Origin of the sequence: Saccharibacillus qingshengii (genome assembly GCF_013185195.1) — a bacterium.
In the GTDB taxonomy this organism is placed as follows: domain Bacteria; phylum Bacillota; class Bacilli; order Paenibacillales; family Paenibacillaceae; genus Saccharibacillus; species Saccharibacillus qingshengii.
In genome coordinates this window covers 124,104-145,224 of the sequence record NZ_JAAZWC010000005.1, presented here as the reverse complement: position 1 = coordinate 145,224, position 21,121 = coordinate 124,104, and the positions used below count along the sequence as shown (strand labels likewise).

Genomic DNA, 21,121 nt, shown 5'->3' with positions numbered 1-21,121 from the left:
CGTGCCGAACAGCAAACGGGCAAGGGGAAATACGGAAAAAAGACCGGGCGGATGCCCGGCCGTTCGCTTAAGGTAGGCTGTAAGGTTGACCTGCTTCCGTGCTAATCCGTTTGACTGCCGGATAGATGCTGTACAAGCTTGTCGTAAAAAGCGATCAATTCGTCTTCCGAGCCAAAAGCCGCCTGGGCGGATGTCTCGCTGCCGCCGCCCCGCCCGCCGAAAGCGGGCAGCATTTCCTTGAATAAAGCGCCGCATGAAAGTTTCGCTTCGCCGCTGTGGGCCAGCATCAATTTGCATTCCGGCCGTGAACCGAGCAGAACCGGGAGCGGCGTCTGGGCAGTCAGGAGGGCGGCGAGCTGCTGCACTTCTTTTAACGTCCGATCTTCGAACAGCTTGGCTGCGGCACTTCCGCGGGATTCGGCTTCTTCCAGCAGTTCCCGTGCAGCGTAGCGGTCGAGCCGTGCGCGCAGCTCATTCAGCTCGGACTGCTTGCGCCGATCTTCCGCGTTCAGCTTCTCCAGGCGTTCGGGCAGTTCTTCCTTCGGCGTACTCAGCTTGGCGGACAGCGTGGCCAGAATCCGGTGCTGGGCGGCAAACTCGGTAAGCGCGCGCAGTCCGACTTTGAAAGTCAGGCGCAGATTGCCTTTCTGCTTCTCGGCCCGCAGCAGCTTGAGCAGCCCCAATTCGCCGGTGGTCCGAACGTGGGTACCGCCGCAGGCATTGTATTCGATTCCTTCGATATCCACGATCCGCACACGGCCTTCGACCGAAGGCGCTTTGACCAGCGGCAGCCGGGCGGCTTCTTCCGGTTCGACAAAATAACCGTTGACCGCCACATTGCGCTGAATCCGCTTATTTACTTCCTGTTCCAGTTGGTCCAGTTCGGCATCGGTCCATTCCGCCTTGTCGACATCGATCGTGGCGTAGTCCTGACCCAGATGGAAGCTGAGGGTGGGAGCGCCGAGCAGGTCCAGGCACACGGCCGAGAGCAGGTGCTGGCCGGTGTGCTGCTGCATATGGTCGAACCGGCGCTCCCAATCGAGCCGGCAGAAGACTTCGTCTCCCGCGGCACCGGGCTGTCTGTCGACGAGGTGCAGGATGCGGCCGTTCTCGGCGATCGTATCGAGCACACGGGCTTCCCCGATCGCTCCCGTATCGCCCGGCTGACCGCCGCCTTCCGGATAGAAGGCCGTCTCGTCCAGTCGAATATACAGGCTGTCTTCGCGCGAGACGATTTCCGCGATCCGGGTTGTCCATTCGCGGGTATAAGCGGAATCGTAGTACAGGTTGGACATGGTAACGGTCTCCTTTTCGTATCCGGCGGATCGGCGGCTGTATCAGAGGCAGGCTGCCGCTTAGTCCGATCGCCGGAAGAGTCTGTATGAATCGTATCCCAGATGTCGGGTGCGGGCAAACGGTAAATTCAGGTTTTGCGGCCCGGTTTGGCAGGAGACGTGAATTTACGGTAAAAGAAAAACGAGGCTAGGTAATTGACTGCCCCCAGCACGAGGAGGATCTCGAGCGTCCTGTGTACGGCGGGACTAACTGCAGCCAGTAGGATAAGCAGCAGCCCGGCGGCGATAAAGGAAAGCCCGGCAAAGCGGTGAGTGGCGGTCCATACGCGCGGGTCGGACAGCGTCCATCTGCTGCGGATTCCGAACGTTACATTAGGCCGGGTCCGAAACAGCAGGTTGCCGATCAGAATCAGCAGACCGCCCGATACCAGCGGCAGAAGTCCTTTTAGCAGCAGCGGATGGCCGTAATTGTAGAGCAGACCTGCGATCTGTGCGAGCGCGAGGATGAATTGAACGGCGGCGGAGATGAGAGACCCGTCGCGGCGATTGGCTCCCGGAACGCCGCGAAGTGCATCAATGCGGGTTAGGTGGAGAATCAGCATGACGATTGGAACGATCCAGACGCCTATCCATTTGGGAGCGGAATTGCTTGGAGAGCCCGTATCGTTGATCTGAATAACAAGCTGATGCGGCAGACCGGGATAGACGGCGAGAGTGACGATAAGGACAACAAGAATAAGCGCAAATGAAAATTTTCGGCTCCGAACGAACATTTTCTTGCTCCTTTACTTGGGCGAATCCTGCGACAGAATACCGCTGACGCTTATTCCCCGCGAAATTTGGACAACCAGTAGAACATTTCCTGAAAAGCGGTCAGATTGAGCTGGTACATCATAAACTTCCCCTGGCGTTCGACATGAACGAGGCCCGTCTGCGTCAGAATGCTCAGATGGTTGGAAATACTCGGCTTGCTGATGTGGAAGTGCTCGGCAATCTCTCCGGCTGTCAGGTCGCCTTCCCGGAGCAGATCGATGATCTTCATCCGGGTGGGATCGCCCAGCGCTTTGAAAATACGGTCCACGGCTATCCCTCAATTCGTCATTTAGTTAAATGTCTAAATGAATTGTACCGGAGCTGCAGCTCTCGTTCAATAGGTACAAGCCGTTGTTCACAAAAAAGACTTCGCATAGAAAGGGACGTACGCTTCGGCAAGTCGATTCTTCCCCGGGTGCTGTAGATGGTATACTTTTTCATAAAAGAAACAGCGGTGGATAGACGGCATAACGGATCGTCCGCCGCTTCGAAAGGAAGAACATCGATGCCAATCGATTTGCGGAAAAATCCCGGCGACACCCTGCTTATGCGCGCAGCTGCCCAAGGGGAACCCGCGGCATTGGACGAGCTGGAGCGCAGAGGCGTGATCTTCGCGCAGCGCAGCGGAGTCTGTTTGGCCGTATCGTGGAATGCCGACAAACAAAGGCAGCAGGGCGTCTTGTCTATCCATCCGGACAAAGGAATCGGCTTGGACAGTTTGATCGAGATCCCGGTTTCTTTTCATATCAAAAGTATAGTCATGAGAGGAAACGAGATCATCTTGTCCGCGGCGGACGGCCGAATATGGACAGCGCCGTCGGAGCAGTTCCGGCGGCGCCGACCGATCCGCGAAGCGAACAATGCGGACTATGAAATACAACTGGAAGAGGATTTCTTGGAACTGCCGACGAGACAAAAAAGAACGATGGAAGTCTATACGGGCGATTCTTCGGGCGATTGGAGCTACGAGGAAGCCGGCGGGGTATACGCTCTCAAAGTCCGCGATCTATCCGTTCCCCGGGAAGAAGCACCGCGAATCTTGTGCCGATCCGAGAATATCGAAGAACTGCAGGAGATGCTGCCCGCAGTGAAACGGCGGCTTGGCCGCCTTGACGAATATCTGCGCGCGGCCGCGGAATACCTATGGCGGGCAGGCAGCGAGGCAGAACGCGAAGCTTTTGAGCTCGATGCTTTTTGCTTAGGCGTTCGGTTGGACCTCGTAATCTTCGATTATTATGGAGACCTGGAACTGTGGCTGGCCGAAGACGGAGAAGAACGGTTTCCGGACTGGGATCCTATCGTCTATTTCGACCGGGACGATCGTATTGTGGGTTAGGCGGTGTATGGGAGCGGTCCGCTTGAGGAGGATGGTTTGGTGTGAAGTGGATGAGGGGTTGAAAAAAGCCTTTTCGCTTGGCGAAAAGGCTTAGGTTGTCGAGAAAGTCCTATTCGTTGTAGAAGCTCGTCGGCTGCGGGAGAAATTCGTTAGTGGATGCTTACGATGTGCCTTTCTTCGAAAGGCTTTAGGTCGCGTGTTGAAATCGGGAAAAAAGATTGAATTTTAGTTGGATTTTCTCGATTTCAAAGGCGAACGCTGGCGCTCCTACACTGAATTTCTCCCTTCGCTTCCTCGCTTCACTTGGATTCAGACTTTCTCGACACGTTGAGCCTTTTCGCTTGGCGAAAAGGCTTTTTGGTGCGTAGGGCGTTTTGCTTGAAATCCCTCGCTCCTACATGGGCGACAACCGAAGCAGTACAACATCATCAAGGAAGCGATATTTCAATCCACGCCCCCGCACGGGGAGCGACCCGCCCCACTCCAAGCCAAGGGATCGACCCACTTGTTTCAATCCACGCCCCCGCACGGGGAGCGACTATTCTCGGCAGAGTCCGAAACGCCGCTGGTCGTGTTTCAATCCACGCCCCCGCACGGGGAGCGACGCTTCCTTCGGGGTAAACGTACTCTGCGCAATATCGTTTCAATCCACGCCCCCGCACGGGGAGCGACACTTGCGCGATAGGAGACAGCAAATCGTACCCAGTTTCAATCCACGCCCCCGCACGGGGAGCGACGTCAAAGACACGGCGAAAAATTTGTTTAAAGGAAAGTTTCAATCCACGCCCCCGCACGGGGAGCGACCTTGTCATTTGCGCAAAGATTTGCGCACGTTCGGTTTCAATCCACGCCCCCGCACGGGGAGCGACACTCTTTGACCGCGTCGCCGACTTTATCAAGATTGTTTCAATCCACGCCCCCGCACGGGGAGCGACCGGATATTCGACGTCAGCCGAACTTTCGGGAGCTGGTTTCAATCCACGCCCCCGCACGGGGAGCGACCAGTTCTCCATCGTCGGTAACGATCTCGACAGGGTTTCAATCCACGCCCCCGCACGGGGAGCGACGTAGCTGGTCCGGTAAGCAGGCCAAGACGATCAGTTTCAATCCACGCCCCCGCACGGGGAGCGACTAACTTTACCGACTATTACAACACGATCATTTTGTTTCAATCCACGCCCCCGCACGGGGAGCGACGGCTTATTACGCGTCCAAATGGGGCGCTGACTCCGTTTCAATCCACGCCCCCGCACGGGGAGCGACTTACTTTACCTTTTGCTCCAGTTTGTCGATAAGGTTTCAATCCACGCCCCCGCACGGGGAGCGACTATAGATAGACTTCTATATAGTTCAATATGGAACTGTTTCAATCCACGCCCCCGCACGGGGAGCGACCGTTCTTTTTCTTTACATCTTTTTCGTCGTGTACGTTTCAATCCACGCCCCCGCACGGGGAGCGACACGACACGCTCGCGGGTCTTGTAGTGGTCAATCTCCGTTTCAATCCACGCCCCCGCACGGGGAGCGACAGCTGCTCCAACTGCTCGAACTTGAGGAGTTACACGTTTCAATCCACGCCCCCGCACGGGGAGCGACCAAGGTGTCGTCGTTCGTCTCGGTAATCAGATCCAGTTTCAATCCACGCCCCCGCACGGGGAGCGACTGCACCCTTTTCTAAAGCCGCCTCCATAAGGAGAAAAACAGCGAAAAGTGCGAACCTCACAAACAGCCTAACCAAAACCGCCAGAAAAGACAACTCAAACCACGAGATCCCTTACGGCATAAGGAGTGCGAACCTGCCGGGGATTTCGTGGGAGCTTGGGGTTCGCACTTTTCTATTTTGTAAGGGTAAGGGAATCTGCATGAACTCGGCGCTCTACTGCAAATAACGTTCTGTAGACCGTTATTTGCAGAGGCAGCGCACGTCTCGGGCAAATAACGTCCAGGGAACAGTTATTTCGGCGCTGGGAGGCGGGAAATTGCGAAAGTAGAGGAAATAGCGGTCCCGTTGCAGTTATTTTAGCAACTGGTCCTTTTTTTAGCGGAATAACGATCTCTGTGCAGTTATTTCGCCCACACAATGGCCCCTTCTACGATAATAGCTCCCGATCGCTACTGCCGCCCCGTTAGCCGACCTTTCATCGCCGGATTCTACCTCGGTTCCGTGCTTTTTCCGGTGTCGGGATGCCGGATCTGTGCAGCAGAGGGAAGCGTGACTTCGGAAGAGGAATGGAGCCGGAAAAGAAATCGGTCGCTTGCGTTCGGTTTGGACAAGCGGGCGGATACCGATCGGTGCACAGCAGGCAGGAATGGACGCGGAACCGTCTCCGACCGTCTCGGTTCATTACGCTGCTTCAGATCCGGAGAACCGGCTTCGTGGGTCCGGGCTGAAGCGGCGAAGGTGGGGGCTTCATAAACCTCGGAATCCGCCGAATAAGCGGCAGCGACCTTACGGCCGTACGGTTTGGCTGCTTCTTGACGCCGTACACCGGTTTTGCGCGCCTCGATTCGCTGGACATTGAACGTTTCGCGCACGATATAGAGCGGGCGTCCTTTGACTTCGTCGTAGATCCGTCCGATATATTCGCCGATAACGCCCAGCATGATGAGGGTAAAACCGTCGAAGATCAGCATCAGGCAGATCGTCGAAGCCCAGCCGCGCATGGTGCTATCGGTGAAGAGCGCCATTGCGATGACGTACAGCATATACAAGAATCCGATCCCCGACATGGCCGCGCCCGCGTATCCCGCCAGTTTTAGAGGTTTGTGGGAAAAAGAAGTGATGCCGTCGAGGCAGAGTTTGATCATTTTTTTGAGCGGATATTTGGTCTCGCCGGCCAGCCGTTCGTCGCGTTCGTATTCGATAGCCGTCTGCCGGAAGCCGGTCCAGCTGACCAGTCCGCGCACGAACGGATTGCGTTCGCCGAGCCGGTTCATCTCGTCGCAGACTTTGCGGTCGATCAGGCGGAAATCGCCGGTATCGACAGGAATCGGTATCTCGGCCGAAGCGCGAAGAATCCGGTAAAAGAGAGAGGCCGACGCTTTTTTGAACAGGCTTTCCCCGCTGCGTTTGATACGCTGGGCATACACGACCTCATAACCTTCGCGCCACTTGCCCAGCATCTCGGGAATCAGCTCCGGCGGATCTTGAAGATCGGCGTCGATAATGATGACGGCATCGCCGGAAGCATAGTCCATGCCGGCCGTTACGGCTATCTGGTGACCGAAGTTGCGGGAAAAGTCGATCAGTTTGACCGAATCGTCCCGCAGCGAAAATCCGCGGATGATATCCGGCGAACGGTCGCTTCCTCCGTCATTGACAAACAGCAGCTCGTACAGGTGACCGGTGCGGCGCATTACGTCCGTCAAGCGGCGGTACGTCTCGGCGATCACCGCTTCTTCATTGTACATCGGGATGATGACGGAAATCCGGGTAGGGTTGTTCATCCTGATCGCCTCCTTAAAAATGGATGGATATCCTCTTACTGTTCGGGCAGCGTCACTTCGTACAGCTTCGGAGTATCGTTTGCGGCGGAACCGTTCTGTGCAGCGGAGAGAGAAGAACCGGGTTCGGCGCGATCCTCGTTCTGCCACTCGGAAGAAGGAATCTCGGTCCCGTTAGCGGCAATCCAGTCCGTGAGAACGGAATTCCCGCCCCGGCCGCCGCCGTCCATTCCTCCGCCGAGCAGGAAGTATTTGACCCTGCCGCTGCGTACCAACGCTTCAAGCGACTCCGGCGTGTAAACTTCGTCGGAAGCGTTGAATCCGTTCAGAATGACGAGGCTTTCTCCTTCGTCGATCATGTACGGAGCGGCCGTCGTATAATTTGTCACAGCCATGAGATACGCTTCTCCGACTTGATGTTCCCGCAGGTAAGCGAGCAGATTCGGATCGGCCTCCTGCACCTCGTGGTCTCCGGTTCGTCCGGGACTGCGATTGATCCCGCCCGGAACGGCTGCACGGATTCCGGCATCTGCACCGGAACCTCCGCTGCCGCCGTTCGACCCGACGCCTGCCGGGCTTCCGGGATCGGTTCCACCCGCTGCCGGATCTTCGCCGCCTGGAACACTTCCGCGATCCGCGCCGGCCGATGCTGAATTCCCATCGCCCGGCATGCCCCGTCCGCTCGCGCTATTCGGTGGCCCGCCTGCCAACCCGCCGAACGCCGTATTCGCTCCGCCGGGCCCTGCGGCCGGCAGCTGCGCATTTTGCCCGTAAACGATTGGCGTCAAGGCCCAGTAGGACGGACCGATAAACATAGCGGCCAGAGCGGCCGCGAAGGCGGTTTGGCGCAGCCGGGGCCGGCTGCCTCGCTGAACCCAAACGAGCAGGACGGCTGCCGCGGCACCAAGCACGAGCACTGCGGTCGACCAGAAGCTGCCGATCGTCCCATCGTACGGATGCAGGATAAACCAGGAGAACCCGGACGTTGCCAGCACAGCCGTTGGCAGGAGCCAGGGCTTGAGCCCGCCCCGGCCGCCGCTGTAGGCAGTCCACAGTTCGGCCGCCGCGGCACCGGCCAGAGCCGATACGGGCGGCGCCAGCATGATCAGATAATAGTGATGGAAGAAACCCGCGATGCTGAAGAAACCTGCGACCGGTATAAGCCAGGCCAGCCAGAACAGGATTTCCCGATGCCGGGCGGTGAAGTTCCGGCGCCGCAGGGAAGCCAGAATCGCGAAGGCTCCGATCAGACCGAGCGGAATCAGCCAGCTGGCTTGGCCCGACAGCTCCGCTTGGAACAGCCGCAGCGGCCCGGCTTCCCCGGTATTGAACATGCCGCCGCCGGTTCCCGAACCGCCCGGGAATCCGTCCGGTCTGTTCGATCCGCCGAATCCGTCCGCCTGATCGGCTGAACCGCCGGGCCCTTGATTCGAACCGTCCGCCGCTCCGGCACTTCGATCACCTGTGAGGCGGGCTACGCCGTTGTAACCGAAAGCCAGATTCAACACGGAGTTTGTACCGCTGCTGCCGACAAACGGACGCTCGCTTGCCGGGACGGAATCGACGATAACCGCCCAGGATACGGAGACGGCCGCGACGACGACAGTAGCTGCCGCCAAGGACAGCAGTTTCTTTTTCCAGCTGTATTTGGCCGCCAGTAGATAGAAGAGATAGAACGCCGGGAGGACCATGTACGCCTGCAGCATCTTCATATTGAAGCCAACGCCGATTGCCGCGAACGCGCCGAGCAGACTCCAGAAGCTGCCTCGCCGTACCGCCCGGAACAATAACAAGCTTGCGAGCAGCAGCGTAAAGACCAGCAGACTGTCGATATTGTTCGTACGGCTGACCGCGACGGCGACCGGCGTACCGGCCATCACAAAAGCAGCCAGTCTTGCGGCCAGCGGGCCAAACGACGGTTTCACGAGCAGGGAGAGCAGAATCACCGAACCGACACCCGCCAGCGTCTGCGGCAGGATGACGCTCCAACCGTGTAGGCCGAAGATCCAGGCGCTGATCGTCTGAATCCAGAACGCGACCGGAGGTTTGTCGACGGTCACGGATCCGGCGGAGTCGAGCGAAGCATAGAAGAAATTGTGAAAGTTCTCCATCATGCTCGCCACCGCGACCGTGTAGTACGTGTTGGCGTAAGTTTCGCTCCAGATCTGCCAGCCGTTCAGGAACAGTGCCGTAAGCGCCGCAGCGAGCAGCCAGAAGTCCATGCGAAATTTCGCTGGGAATTTCATCGAATCGAGTCACTCCTTCATCAGGGATCAAGCCGCTGCGGCGGAGAGATTTCGGCAGCGGACCTTGGTGAGTGTTATTGTGGGGCTTTTACCTGAAATCGGCCTGAACACCAACTGAATGTTTGCTGAAAGCCTGCCGGGTAGGGCATAATGGGCGGGAGAAGAGATCCGGCGGCAGGCCGGAAAAAGAATGGGGGAGGCCCTATTGGCAGGAGAAAAAGGGATCAAAATTCTGTTGGCGGACGATGAGCCGAACATCCTGCAGTTTCTGGAACTGGGGCTTACGGGAGAAGGGTATGAAGTGCGTACGGCGGATAACGGCGCAGAGGCCCTGCGGCAGGCGGAGTCGTTTCGGCCGCATATTGTGATTCTGGATATCATGATGCCGGGAATGAACGGATTCGAGGTGTGCCGCACGTTAAAAGAAACCGGGGAGAATATCGCCGTGATTATGCTTAGTGCCAAAGACGCGGTAGACGACCGGGTGACGGGGCTGACGCTCGGAGCCGACGATTACGTCATCAAGCCTTTCAGTTTCGAGGAACTGCTGGCGCGGATCCAGGCGAGACTGCGCAACCAGTTCCCCAATCTGCTGGGCGGAGTGGAGATCGGGCCTTTTCGGATCGACGAGCGGCGGGGCGAGATGCTGTATCGTTCCGAAGCGCTGGCGCTGTCTCCGACGGAATACGGACTGCTCAAATTTCTTGTCCTCAATCACGGGATCGTACTGAGCAAAACGAAAATCCTGGACAGCGTCTGGGGATATCAGTTCGGAGGCGAAGAAAATATCGTCGAGGTGTATATCCGTTCTCTGCGCGAGAAACTCGGCGATAAGGAACACCGGTTGATCCGCACGCTGCGGGGAGTCGGCTATCGGATGGATTTGTCGTGAAGGCGCGCGGACATGGACCCGGCAGGCCGACGCAAAAAACGCTCTACGCCCAGCTGCTGGCGCGCTCGCTGTTTGTGCTGGCGGCCCTGCTGCTGCTGATCGGGAGCTTTCAATATTTTCTGATGCGAGGGTTTTTGTATCAGAATCAGGCGGAGACACTGGAAGCCCAGTTTCGCTCAATCCCTCCTTTTCTGATCGAGTCCTGGAGGGACGGACAAGGGGCCGACGCCGAAGCTATCGAAGAGCTGTCGGAATCCGCTGCCGGCAGGGGAGGGAAAAGGGATCATCGGGCTTTTCTGCTGAATGGGCTGTCGCTTGCCGCGATCGACCGGGAAGGCCAAGTGACGGACCTCAACGCGGAATACGGAACGGCCGCGCCGGTTCTGGCACCGGCTGCCTATCAGTCGTTTCAGCGCAAACCGGTCCAGCCCGGCCGTATCGATTACAGGCTCGCGGACGATGCGAACGGAACCGAGCAGCTGTTGGTGCTGCGTCCCGCCGGAGGATTCGGCGGCAGCGGCGCTCCGATGCTGCAGATCGGAATGCCGACCGGACCGCTGACCGCCATCTTGTGGCGGCAGCTGGCGATCTTCGCGGGATTGTCGATGCTCGCGCTGGCGGGAGGGTTTGCTCTGTATCGGCCGGTGCTGCGCCGCTCCTTGTCCCCGCTGTCGCGTATGGTCGCAGCGGTCAAACAGATCGACGCGGGCCGTCTGGACGAACGCTTCCCGACTTCGCAGGGCCAAGCGGAAGTCGACCACCTGGCATTGTCGTTTAACGGCATGCTGGAACGGTTGGAAGAAGCCTTCTCCGCCGAACGGGAATTGCAGGCACGGATGCGGCGGTTTATTGCCGACGCTTCGCATGAACTTCGTACACCGCTGACCTCGATCCGCGGTTTCCTCGAAGTGCTGCTGCGCGGCAGCCGGATCAGCGAAGAACAGCTTCGCGCCGCTCTGCGCAGTATGCACGGCGAGTCGGAGCGGATGACCAAGCTGGTCGAAGACCTGCTGCTGCTCGTGAAGCTGGACCGGGGGCCGGAACTGCAGCTTATGCGCCTCCGCCCTGCGGAGCTGCTGCGCGAGTTGGAAGCGCATCTGCGGATGCTGGCCGGAGATCGCACGGTTACGCTGGATACGAAGGCCGGCGAAGCGGCGGAAATATCCGGCGATTCGGACAAATTGAAGCAGATCGTGCTCAATTTGTTCGGCAATGCGGTGCAGCATACGGATCCGCTGCAGGGCGCAATTGCGCTCATTCTGGATGTGAGCGAAGGCGCCGCGCGAATCGCGGTAAGGGACAACGGACCGGGCATTGCGCCGGATCTTCAGCGCAAAGTGTTCGAGCGTTTCTATCGGGGAGACGATTCCCGTTCGCGGCGCAGCGGAGGGGCGGGTCTCGGTCTGTCGATTTCGCTGTCGATTGCCGAGGCCCATGGAGGGACCCTCGAACTGGACAGCAGCCCGGGGACGGGCAGCACGTTTCGGGTCGTTCTTCCGCTCGAATAACAGACCGGAGGTCTGCAAATCTCAATGACATCGTCAGATCTAATCGCCGGGGTTTCCGTTCAGGAAATCCCGGCGATTTGGCTTGGGAAATCGGCCGCAACATAATATAAACGTTTCGATCCAGTGCGGATGTAAGGAAAGTTACGAAATTTGTCGAATTGAAGTAATCTCTATTGCTTTTATTAAAATTTAAACTATCATTAAGTAACCAACAGTAGACGCCGCGACCTGCCAACAGGCGCGCGATAAGGAGCCCTCCATGACAAAAGCATCCGCGAAATTCTTCTCCGCCAAAGGTGCCGCCGCTTCGGCTATTGCCGTCAGCGCGCTCGCCTTCCCCTTCTCGGTTCAAGCCGCTTCCGATTCTTCCCTAAACCTTCCAAGCAGTGATGTAGAACGCGCCGCGGCCCGCGGTATGATCTAGGGCGATGCCCAGGGCAATCTGGCTGCCGACCGTGCGCTGACCCGTGCGGAATTTGCCGTGCTCGTCGCCCGTTCGTTCGGTCTGGACATGTCCAAACCGTCGGCTTCTTCCTATAAGGATCTCAAGACCTCTTCGTGGGCTTCCCCTGCAGCCGAAGCGCTTCGCGCCAAAGGCTGGATGCAGGGAAGCGGCAGTGCTTTCCTGCCGAACGCGCCTGTTACGCAGGAACAGATGGCCGTCGTACTGGCGAAAGCGCTGGATCTGACGAATTCGCCGATCGAAAACGGAGCAGCCGCCCTGTCCGATGCGCAGCTCGCTTCGGCAAGCGTCTGGGCACAAGCGGCACTCAAGCAGTCCGCCAAAGCGGGACTGCTCGAAGGATATACGCAGGGAATCGAGCCGGGCCGCAAGGTCCTGCGCGGAGAAGCCGCTTCGGCAGTGCTGGCCGCTTCGAATCTGCAGCTGCAGGCAATTGAAGCGGTTCAAGACGGAATCGTGAAGATCGGCGGAGTGGCGTACCAGGTTTCGCAAGATCTGGCAGGGCTGTTTACGGCTGCCAATGCGCCTGCCCTGGCCGGAGCCAAAGTCAATCTGACGATCACGAACGGAACGGTGACGGCCGTCCGGACTCTGGATCTCAAATCTGCGGGAACCGCAGCGGCCCAGGGACAGCCGGAATTCGGCGGCAATGTCGCCTTGAACGGCGGAGGCGCCAAGATTTCGGGTGCGGTAACGGTAAGCGGCGATTTTGTCACGCTGAATGCGCTGGAGATCGGCGGTGATCTGACGATCGCGTCGTCCGTACAGCACGACTTCTCGAGCACGGGTCTGATCGTCAAAGGAACCACGCATGTGCTTGGCGGCGACGATCATACGGTCGTGTTCCGTGCGGCGCAGCTCGAAAGCGTGGTCCTCAACAAAGAGCAGGTACGTGTGGAACTGCTTGAATCTTCGAAACTCAAAGAGATGTTTGTGCAAAAATCGGCTTCGCTTGAAGGCGATTCGAGCGTGCGTATTCCCAAGCTTATGCTTGAACCGGGCGTAGGATTCTTTAATCTCAATGCACCGGTCATCATGATGCAGACCGATGGTCGGCTGAGCTTGACGCTGGGCCGCTTCGCTTCTATCAATAATCTGCTTGTCACATCGATACTCAATCCGATGTCGTTCATTACGAATTTCGGGGTGGTCAGAAATCAGATTTCCTTGTGGAATAATGCTCCGTTCTCTACTGCCTTACCTTCCGTTCCGGTTCCGGTAACCGAATCGGTCTATACGGCTCCGCCGGTAGTGGTCCCGCCGGTTGTGACTCCTCCTGTAGTCAATCCGCCTGCCGAGCCGGTCGATCTGGCCGGACTGAGACAAGCCCTGGCCGATGCCGAGCTGGCGCTGGAAGAACTGCCGGTCGGAGACCTGGTAGGCCAGTCCTATCCGCAGAAAAGCCAATTGGAGTTCAAAGAAGTGCTGATCCGCTCGCAGGCGGTATTGGACGACGCCGACGCGACGCAGAGCGCGGTCAATGAGGCTGCAAGCACCCTGGTCTCGGCGACTCAAGCCCTGCGCGATTCCAAAAACCATACGCAAATTACACGCGCTCTGGATTCTGCCACCGTGCAGTATGCCGTATACCAAGTCGGAACCGCTCCGAGACAGATTTCTCAGAGTACGTACGATACGTTCTGGAACGGCTTGGCCGATCTGAAAGTCCGCAATCCGGACCCGGCCGTGATCGACCCCGATACGGAATACCTGTTATTAAATGAACTTAGTAAGTTGAAACTGAGCCTCGAAGCCCAGATCATTGCCTGGGATTATGAGCCGCTGCAGGAAACTGTTGCGAAAGCCCAATCTGCGCTTATCGATCATGAGGGAACTTTAAACAGCCGTGAACCCTTGCAGGCTTCGATCCAGGCAAGTGAAGATCTGCTTAAACTCTCCCAAACAGAACCTTGGAGTATCTTTCAAAAAACAGTGAACAATCGGCTTGACAATCTTTGGAAAGCAACCGAACATCATCTTGATAAAAATAATAAAAGTCTTTCGTCTACCGTACTCTCGGATCCACTGTCGCCGGCTCCAAGCCCGGAAACCCTTTCTTACAATGAAGAAACGGACGTCCTCGAGCCGCTGCCGTCTTCTTCGCCTGCAGAGCCGCAGAGCGGCACTGCGCAGCAAACCGGATCGGATTCGGAAACCTCGAACGAATCGCCTTCAGATGAAGCAGCCCCTACCGAAGCGGCCGAGTAACAAATTCTGCCGGCCAGTTAGCCGGACCGATTTATTGTTCCCGTTATCGCTGCCGGCCGCAAGCCGCCGGACAAACGGAAGGAGTTCATCATGATTATCATCAATAAGCTTCCTGCCGAAGCCAAAAGATTCCGCACTTATCTGCCGTCTTTGAGCGATCCGCTGCCGCCTGGCGCGATCGGACTTGAGGCCGAAGTCGACGGTCTGTTCGCCGGCACAGCCTTGGTTATCGCGCATCCCCGTTCCGGTACGGGCAGTATCAGTGTGCTGCATACCCAGGAGCTGTTTCGCCATCTGGGCGTCGGCAGCCATCTGCTGGAAGAAGCCGAGCGCCAGATCCTCGAATTGGGCTGCAGGGTCAGCCGGATCACGCTGACGCTGCGGCAGGGCAAGCCCGCTCCGGAACTGGATTTTCTGCGCAAGCGTGGCTATGAATCCGAACAATTGTTATACCGTACCTATACGCTGCGTTCTGTTAGCCTTAGGGAAGAAGCCGAGAAAAAGCGGCTTTCGCTGCCGATCTCCGCGGAACTGCGGCCGCTGCTCGATGCGACGGAAGCCGAGCGGGCCGAACTGGCTGCCATCGCGATGAATCTGCCGTCCGATCTGAATCCGCTGCAGGAAGAACGGCTGCTGCATCCGGAATTCAGTATGCTGATGAAGATCGACGGCCGGATTGCGGGTTGGATCGGTATCCAGCAGCTGGCTTCCAACCTGCTTCTGCTGCGCACTATGTATGTGCGCCCCGAATATCGGATTCATGCGAGCGGAATCGCGCTGTTTCTGGAAATCGCCCGTCGGCACCGGTTGTTTGAACGCTTTGCGTACCAGATGCTCAGCGTCTCGGGCGACAACCCGGCCATGCTTCGTCTGGCCGACCGCAAGTTCGCTCCGCATGCTTCGAGTATCAAAACGAATGTGCGGCTGGAGAAAAGGTTGTAGGGCGGGCTTGATCGGATGCGGAGGCCGCAGGGGCCGACGTGTTCGTGCATCCCCGTTCCAGGTCGGCTCTCGGGCCGACGAATTCGCCGCCGGGCTTCTGCCGGCGGCGTTTTTACATAGACGAAAATGATCGGTAAATTGACGAAACACCCTCAGACTGATAAATTAGGTACAATCTTGCGATGGAGGCGGTCCGGCTATGAACTTTGTTTTCTTCTCTCCCCATTTCCCTGCCAGCAGCGGCGAGTTCGCGATTCGGCTGCATGAGGAAGGCGCGACGGTGCTGGGCATCGGCGACGCTCCGTACGACAGCCTTGATTCCCGGCTCCAAGCGGCGCTGACGGAATATTACCGCGTCGACAATATGGAAAGCGACGACGAGACGCTGCGTGCGGCGGGGTATTTCACCCACAAATACGGCAGGATCGATCGTTTCGAATCCTTGAACGAATACTGGCTGGAGAGCGATGCGCGCATGCGCACCGATTTCAATATCGAGGGTACGAAAGCGGATTTCATAGACAACCTCAAGCACAAATCGAAAATGAAAGACTTTTTCCGCAAAAGCGGCGTGGAAACGGTTCGGTTCCTCAAGAATCCGAATCGGGAAAGCGCGGCGGCCTTTACGGCGGAGAACGGTTTCCCCGTTGTCGTCAAGCCCGATCTGGGATCGGGAGCCAGTCACACGTACAAACTGAGCAATCAGGACGAACTGGATTACTTTTTCCATACTTCGCCTGCGGATACCGAGTTTATTATGGAAGAATTTATCGACGGCATCATTCTCACCTACGACGGTCTGATCGACCAAGGCGGTATTGTGCGTTTCCAGGCCAGCCACCGTTTCGAGCAGAGCATCATGAAAGTCGTGAGCGACGACGACCATCTGCGCTATTTCTGCCTAAAAGACGTCGATGCGGAAGTGGAGCAGGCGGGCCGCAGCATTCTGGAGGCTTTCGGTATTCGGGAGCGTTTCTTCCATATCGAGCTGTTCAAGTCGAATAAGGACGGGCGGCTGATCGCGCTCGAAGTAAATATGCGTCCTCCGGGTGCCTGGATGACGGATTCGATCAACTATTCGTACGAAGTGGATATTTATACGCTGTGGGCCCGAATGGTCGTCCACGGAGGAATCGGCGAAGCCCCGTCGGGTCACTATTACACGGGATACGCAAGCCGCAAAGACCGCAAGCATTATCGCCACAGCCACGAAGAGATTCGGAACGAACTGGGCGGTGCGCTGGTGCGCTACGATGCGATCGACGAGATTTTCAGCCGGGCCAGCGGCAACCGCGCGTATCAGTTCCGCGCGGATTCGCTGGATCGCGTACGGGAGATTGCGGATTATATCCAGGCAGAGTGGTAGAAACGATACGATAACGAACGGTCTGCCCGGCAAAAATCGCCTGGGCCGGATCGTTCGTTTCCATACAACCGGAGAGGACGGGACGCGGCATGGTTACGGTGCATTATCGAAAGCAGTACAGTCCGGCCCTCGGCCGCGAAATGGAAGTCAAAGTCTATGGCGACCGGGGCAAGCCGATGCTGGTTTTTCCGACATCGCTCGGACGCTTTTATCAATATGAAGATGCCGGGATGATCGAAGAACTGGCGCCGTGGATCGATGCGGGCAAGCTTCAGGTCTGGGCGTGCGATACGCTCGACGAAGAGACGTTCTTCTCGCCGCACTGGAATATCGGGGAGCGGATCGCGCGCCACGAACAGTACGATGCGTATATCATGCAGGAGCTGGTTCCGGGAATCCTGCATGAGAGTCGGCAGAACAATGGCGGAGACGAGCAGAAGATTCTGATCAGCGGATGTTCGATGGGGGCTTATTACAGCGCCAATTTCTTTTTCCGGCATCCGGAGTCTTTCGATACGCTGCTCGCACTGAGCGGGGTGTATTCGGTTAATCATTTCTTCGGCGGATACCGGGAAGGTGCGGTCTATTTCAACTCGCCGCTCGATTATCTGCCAGGGCTTGAAGACGATCATCTGCTGGAGCAGTACCGCCGACGCCGAATCATCATCTGCTGCGGGCAGGGCGCCTGGGAAGACGAGATGCAGGAAGAAACCGCTCGCCTCGCCGAAGTGCTGTTTCAAAAAGCCATTCCTGCCCGCGTCGAGTTCTGGGGATACGACTCGGAGCACGATTGGAACTGGTGGCGCAGGCAGATCCGGCAGTATATGAGCGATCTGATGTAAACAGGGAGGGGCCGACAACAATGAGTTTTTTCACAAAATGGTTTAAAAAAGATCCGGCAAACGAATCGAATAGGGAAGCCGCGGAACGCAGCAGACCGGAGCGGACTGATCGGGAACACGGAGGCGCAAACGGAGACTGGACCACAGTCCCGGACGAACGGCCCGATACGGTAACGCTGGAGCGGCATATTCTGCTGAAGACGCCGTCGCCCCCGTCTTTGGACGGATGTCTGCCGTTTCTGCGCACGCTGGGACTCGAGGTCGAAGGCGGCGTGCATGACGGCCAACTGCTGATTCATTACCGCGGGATGACCGTCACGGCCGAATATATCCCTGCGCCTCTGCCGGACGGCGAAGCCGAGAGCAACGGCAAATACAACCGGCTCTGGCCGGAAGCGGAGCAGGAGATTGCCGGGTATGCCGCGCAGCTGCTCGTCACGCTTCGCAACGCGGCGAACGGGCTGAGCGGCCACCGCTTCCTGACCCAGGTCCTTGCGGCGATGCTGATGCCAAACGAGAATGCACTTGCGGTCTATTCGGCGCCGCTGCTGGTCAGCCGGGCCGATTATCTGGCGAGTGCGGAGCTGCTAAAAGAAAAAGAACTGCCCGTGAATCTCTGGGTATTCGTCGGCCTGTACGGCGGCGAATCCGGCGGAGCGGCCTATACGCACGGGATGGCGGACTTCGGTTCGGACGAATTCGAACTGCTGAACTCCCCGCGCTCCGGGAACGAGATCTTCGAGCTGACATTCTCGGTCGTCCATTATGCGGTGGCGCGGAACATCCGCTTCCAAGGCGGCGAAGAGATCGCTTTTGCCGGCCGCACGATTACGCTGAACCGCTCGGCGGGATCGGCTTTGCAGGGGATGACGGTGAAGATCGAGGAAGCTTAGAGCAGCCTAGAGCAGCTTAAGGAATGGGATTAGGCAGCGATCTGGTATAGGAAAAGGAAAGGAAGGTACCGGCGGATGGAATTCCGTGGGCGCCTTCCTTTTTTTGCGTTGCGCAGGGGAGTGCGGAGAAACTCCTATTCGTGTGAGCAGCTTGGCGGGCTGCAGGAGAAATTCGTTAGCCGATGCTTACGATATGTATTTCTTCGAAAGACTTTAGTTCCTGCACTGAATTTCTCCTTCCGCCTCCTCGCTTGACACTGTCCACAGAACGTCTCAATCCGTGCTCCCGTATGGGGAGCGACCAATGATGACCTTCTCGCGCCATTCCTGGTTCGTGTTTCAATCCACGCTCCCGCACGGGGAGCGACTTCGAGTACGGTAATCGGCGCGGTCTTTGTTATGCGTTTCAATCCACGCTCCCGCATGGGGAGCGACGTCGTCATGGATAACATGTTAAACGAATACTTTGGGTTTCAATCCACGCTCCCGCATGGGGAGCGACGGTCATTACGGATTTGGTATCAGCTTTTTTAGGTGGTTTCAATCCACGCTCCCGCATGGGGAGCGACACTTACGACCTTGAAATCACGGGGTACGAAGAAGGCGTTTCAATCCACGCTCCCGCATGGGGAGCGACGTTCACGGCGAATAAAAACATCCCGCTCGTATCCGTTTCAATCCACGCTCCCGCATGGGGAGCGACGTTCCGACTGGTGCGGATTGGCTGCGAGAGTTCGAGTTTCAATCCACGCTCCCGCATGGGGAGCGACGATGTTGAGGATTTGTTCAGCCCAAGCAATAGCCGTTTCAATCCACGCTCCCGCATGGGGAGCGACTTCCGTGTTTTGGTAGAAAGTGTTGAATCCTTGGTGTTTCAATCCACGCTCCCGCATGGGGAGCGACGTCGTTTTCCTTGGCTAATTCCCACACTGCGTCTTGGTTTCAATCCACGCTCCCGCATGGGGAGCGACCGACAAGCCCGGATTTTTGCCCAAAAACCGTTTGTTTCAATCCACGCTCCCGCATGGGGAGCGACACGCTTCCCTGGGTGTCGTCGATCGCCCGGACATGTTTCAATCCACGCTCCCGCATGGGGAGCGACCGGCCGCGACAGCCGTATTATAAGACGCCATCACCGTTTCAATCCACGCTCCCGCATGGGGAGCGACGAGCGACTTTTTATTTTTTGGTTTTGTGAATCAGGTTTCAATCCACGCTCCCGCATGGGGAGCGACACGTCCCAGGGCAAACTAAAAGGAAACGTAGTCGTGTTTCAATCCACGCTCCCGCATGGGGAGCGACAGGAGGAACTTACGATGAAAACTTATGCAGAAATGTTTCAATCCACGCTCCCGCATGGGGAGCGACTGGCACGATTTTATGTATGAGCGCATTACAGAATTAGTTTCAATCCACGCTCCCGCATGGGGAGCGACAAAAGAAGGGCGACCAATACAACACCCATTACCAGTTTCAATCCACGCTCCCGCATGGGGAGCGACCGGTGTGCCTTCTTTGCAGTACCGGGCGGCAGCTTGTTTCAATCCACGCTCCCGCATGGGGAGCGACCTCATATATGTTTGCCACTTTACGCGCTGACATGTTTCAATCCACGCTCCCGCATGGGGAGCGACAAGATTACCTCGATAGCGTTAAGCCCGATCACGTGTTTCAATCCACGCTCCCGCATGGGGAGCGACTATGTTCGCAGTGAAGGAACTGGATAAAGCGCCTGTTTCAATCCACGCTCCCGCATGGGGAGCGACGACGGCCCTTTTGATCGTCTTCTCGGACCAAAACGGGTTTCAATCCACGCTCCCGCATGGGGAGCGACGTAACCGTTGCGTGGAAGGTGCAGGCGCATGGATGTTTCAATCCACGCTCCCGCATGGGGAGCGACGTCCCGCAGCCGCCGCAGCCAAGCACCCCGCCGCAGGTTTCAATCCACGCTCCCGCATGGGGAGCGACCTGTATCGTCAGTAAGCGTAGCATCATCACGCATATGTTTCAATCCACGCTCCCGCATGGGGAGCGACTTTTTTCGATTGACAAGCGACCGACTGTCGACTAGTTTCAATCCACGCTCCCGCATGGGGAGCGACCGACCTTCCAGAGCGCCATATATTGGCCCAGAAGTTTCAATCCACGCTCCCGCATGGGGAGCGACTGTTGAATCCGGTGAGCAAAGGTGGTGAGGAAGTGGAGTTTCAATCCACGCTCCCGCATGGGGAGCGACCCGTGAAAGGAATCGAAGCTTATGACGCGGAAATCGTTTCAATCCACGCTCCCGCATGGGGAGCGACTAGTACATTCCCCGCCAGCATCAATATGGCTGCGTTTCAATCCACGCTCCCGCATGGGGAGCGACGCGGCTCGGTCTGGATGTGTCCCGTCTGTGCGTCGTTTCAATCCACGCTCCCGCATGGGGAGCGACTAACACCACAATGATGTTAGAATGGCGTTACAACCGTTTCAATCCACGCTCCCGCATGGGGAGCGACCGAACCAACTCCCACGGCACCGACCGGGACAGCAGGTTTCAATCCACGCTCCCGCATGGGGAGCGACTCTTCTTTTTCAGCTTCGATAAAAGAGTCTTCGCCGTTTCAATCCACGCTCCCGCATGGGGAGCGACCAGCCGTAGGCGTATAAACAAAGTCTTGTCCGCGAGGTTTCAATCCACGCTCCCGCATGGGGAGCGACGTCTTTTTTATTTGATTTGAAAGGGGTGATTGCATGTTTCAATCCACGCTCCCGCATGGGGAGCGACAAGGCATGGCCTTTTCAGATGGCGGCAAAGGCTGGACGGTTTCAATCCACGCTCCCGCATGGGGAGCGACGGGGCATCTGCGGATCTCGAAAGTGTTGGGCAG

13 protein-coding genes, 1 pseudogene and 2 CRISPR repeat arrays (1 of these 16 running past the window's edge) are annotated in these 21,121 nt (G+C 57.4%); of the genes and pseudogenes, 9 read left to right on the top strand and 5 right to left on the bottom strand.

Annotation, left to right across the window (positions count from 1 at the left end; all coding sequences use genetic code 11):
- Positions 1–101: 101 nt before the first annotated feature.
- The 3 genes from HRQ60_RS06500 to HRQ60_RS06490 all read right to left on the bottom strand — a co-directional run bounded on the left by HRQ60_RS06500 (position 102) and on the right by HRQ60_RS06490 (position 2,376).
- On the bottom strand, positions 102–1,295 hold the full coding sequence (locus HRQ60_RS06500) for an alanyl-tRNA editing protein (protein ID WP_172194834.1): 1,194 nt from the start codon (positions 1,293–1,295) through the stop codon (positions 102–104).
- A 128-nt stretch (positions 1,296–1,423) separates the two neighbouring features.
- Complete coding sequence (locus HRQ60_RS06495; RefSeq protein WP_172194833.1) at positions 1,424–2,068, bottom strand: SdpI family protein; 645 nt, start codon at positions 2,066–2,068, stop codon at positions 1,424–1,426.
- A 50-nt stretch (positions 2,069–2,118) separates the two neighbouring features.
- A complete protein-coding gene (locus tag HRQ60_RS06490; RefSeq protein WP_172194832.1) occupies positions 2,119–2,376 on the bottom strand; it encodes an autorepressor SdpR family transcription factor in 258 nt (85 codons plus the stop codon).
- 237 nt (positions 2,377–2,613) lie between these two features.
- Between HRQ60_RS06490 and HRQ60_RS06485 the strand changes: the two genes are divergently transcribed.
- The gene (locus tag HRQ60_RS06485; protein WP_172194831.1) at positions 2,614–3,444 is read left to right on the top strand and encodes a hypothetical protein; all 831 of its coding nucleotides are present in this window, start codon (positions 2,614–2,616) and stop codon (positions 3,442–3,444) included.
- A 441-nt stretch (positions 3,445–3,885) separates the two neighbouring features.
- A CRISPR array of direct repeats spans positions 3,886–5,107; the repeat unit is 32 nt; unit sequence GTTTCAATCCACGCCCCCGCACGGGGAGCGAC.
- 848 nt (positions 5,108–5,955) lie between these two features.
- Here the strand turns inward: HRQ60_RS06485 and HRQ60_RS06480 are convergent.
- Both HRQ60_RS06480 and HRQ60_RS06475 read right to left on the bottom strand, forming a co-directional pair.
- Positions 5,956–6,891, bottom strand: a pseudogene (locus HRQ60_RS06480) (glycosyltransferase family 2 protein); the annotation flags it as partial.
- Positions 6,892–6,926: 35 nt separating this feature from the next.
- Complete coding sequence (locus HRQ60_RS06475; RefSeq protein WP_246281176.1) at positions 6,927–9,134, bottom strand: glycosyltransferase family 39 protein; 2,208 nt, start codon at positions 9,132–9,134, stop codon at positions 6,927–6,929.
- Between the two features lie 205 nt (positions 9,135–9,339).
- On the opposite strand from HRQ60_RS06475, the gene HRQ60_RS06470 reads away from it, so the two are divergent.
- The 8 genes from HRQ60_RS06470 (at position 9,340) to HRQ60_RS06435 (ending at position 18,248) form a co-directional block, all read left to right on the top strand.
- Positions 9,340–10,026 carry a response regulator transcription factor gene (locus HRQ60_RS06470; protein ID WP_246281168.1) on the top strand — a complete coding sequence of 229 codons (687 nt, stop codon included), beginning with the start codon at positions 9,340–9,342 and terminating at the stop codon, positions 10,024–10,026.
- A complete protein-coding gene (locus HRQ60_RS06465) occupies positions 10,023–11,534 on the top strand; it encodes a sensor histidine kinase (RefSeq protein ID WP_343044626.1) in 1,512 nt (503 codons plus the stop codon). Before HRQ60_RS06470 ends, HRQ60_RS06465 begins: the two co-directional genes overlap by 4 nt.
- A 259-nt stretch (positions 11,535–11,793) precedes the next feature.
- Entirely contained in the window at positions 11,794–11,958 is a 165-nt protein-coding gene (locus tag HRQ60_RS06460; RefSeq protein ID WP_172194828.1) for a hypothetical protein, read from the top strand.
- A gap of 57 nt (positions 11,959–12,015) precedes the next feature.
- Positions 12,016–14,205 carry an S-layer homology domain-containing protein gene (locus tag HRQ60_RS06455; protein WP_172194827.1) on the top strand — a complete coding sequence of 730 codons (2,190 nt, stop codon included), beginning with the start codon at positions 12,016–12,018 and terminating at the stop codon, positions 14,203–14,205.
- A gap of 90 nt (positions 14,206–14,295) precedes the next feature.
- Complete coding sequence (locus HRQ60_RS06450) at positions 14,296–15,147, top strand: GNAT family N-acetyltransferase (protein ID WP_172194826.1); 852 nt, start codon at positions 14,296–14,298, stop codon at positions 15,145–15,147.
- Between the two features lie 199 nt (positions 15,148–15,346).
- A complete protein-coding gene (locus HRQ60_RS06445; RefSeq protein WP_172194825.1) occupies positions 15,347–16,513 on the top strand; it encodes an ATP-grasp domain-containing protein in 1,167 nt (388 codons plus the stop codon).
- 89 nt (positions 16,514–16,602) lie between these two features.
- Positions 16,603–17,355, top strand: a complete 753-nt coding sequence (locus tag HRQ60_RS06440) for an esterase family protein (protein WP_172194824.1) — start codon at positions 16,603–16,605, stop codon at positions 17,353–17,355.
- A 20-nt stretch (positions 17,356–17,375) separates the two neighbouring features.
- Positions 17,376–18,248 carry a DUF4261 domain-containing protein gene (locus HRQ60_RS06435; RefSeq protein ID WP_172194823.1) on the top strand — a complete coding sequence of 291 codons (873 nt, stop codon included), beginning with the start codon at positions 17,376–17,378 and terminating at the stop codon, positions 18,246–18,248.
- A 270-nt stretch (positions 18,249–18,518) separates the two neighbouring features.
- Positions 18,519–21,121: a CRISPR direct-repeat array (repeat unit 32 nt; unit sequence GTTTCAATCCACGCTCCCGCATGGGGAGCGAC) (it continues 4,226 nt past the right edge of the window).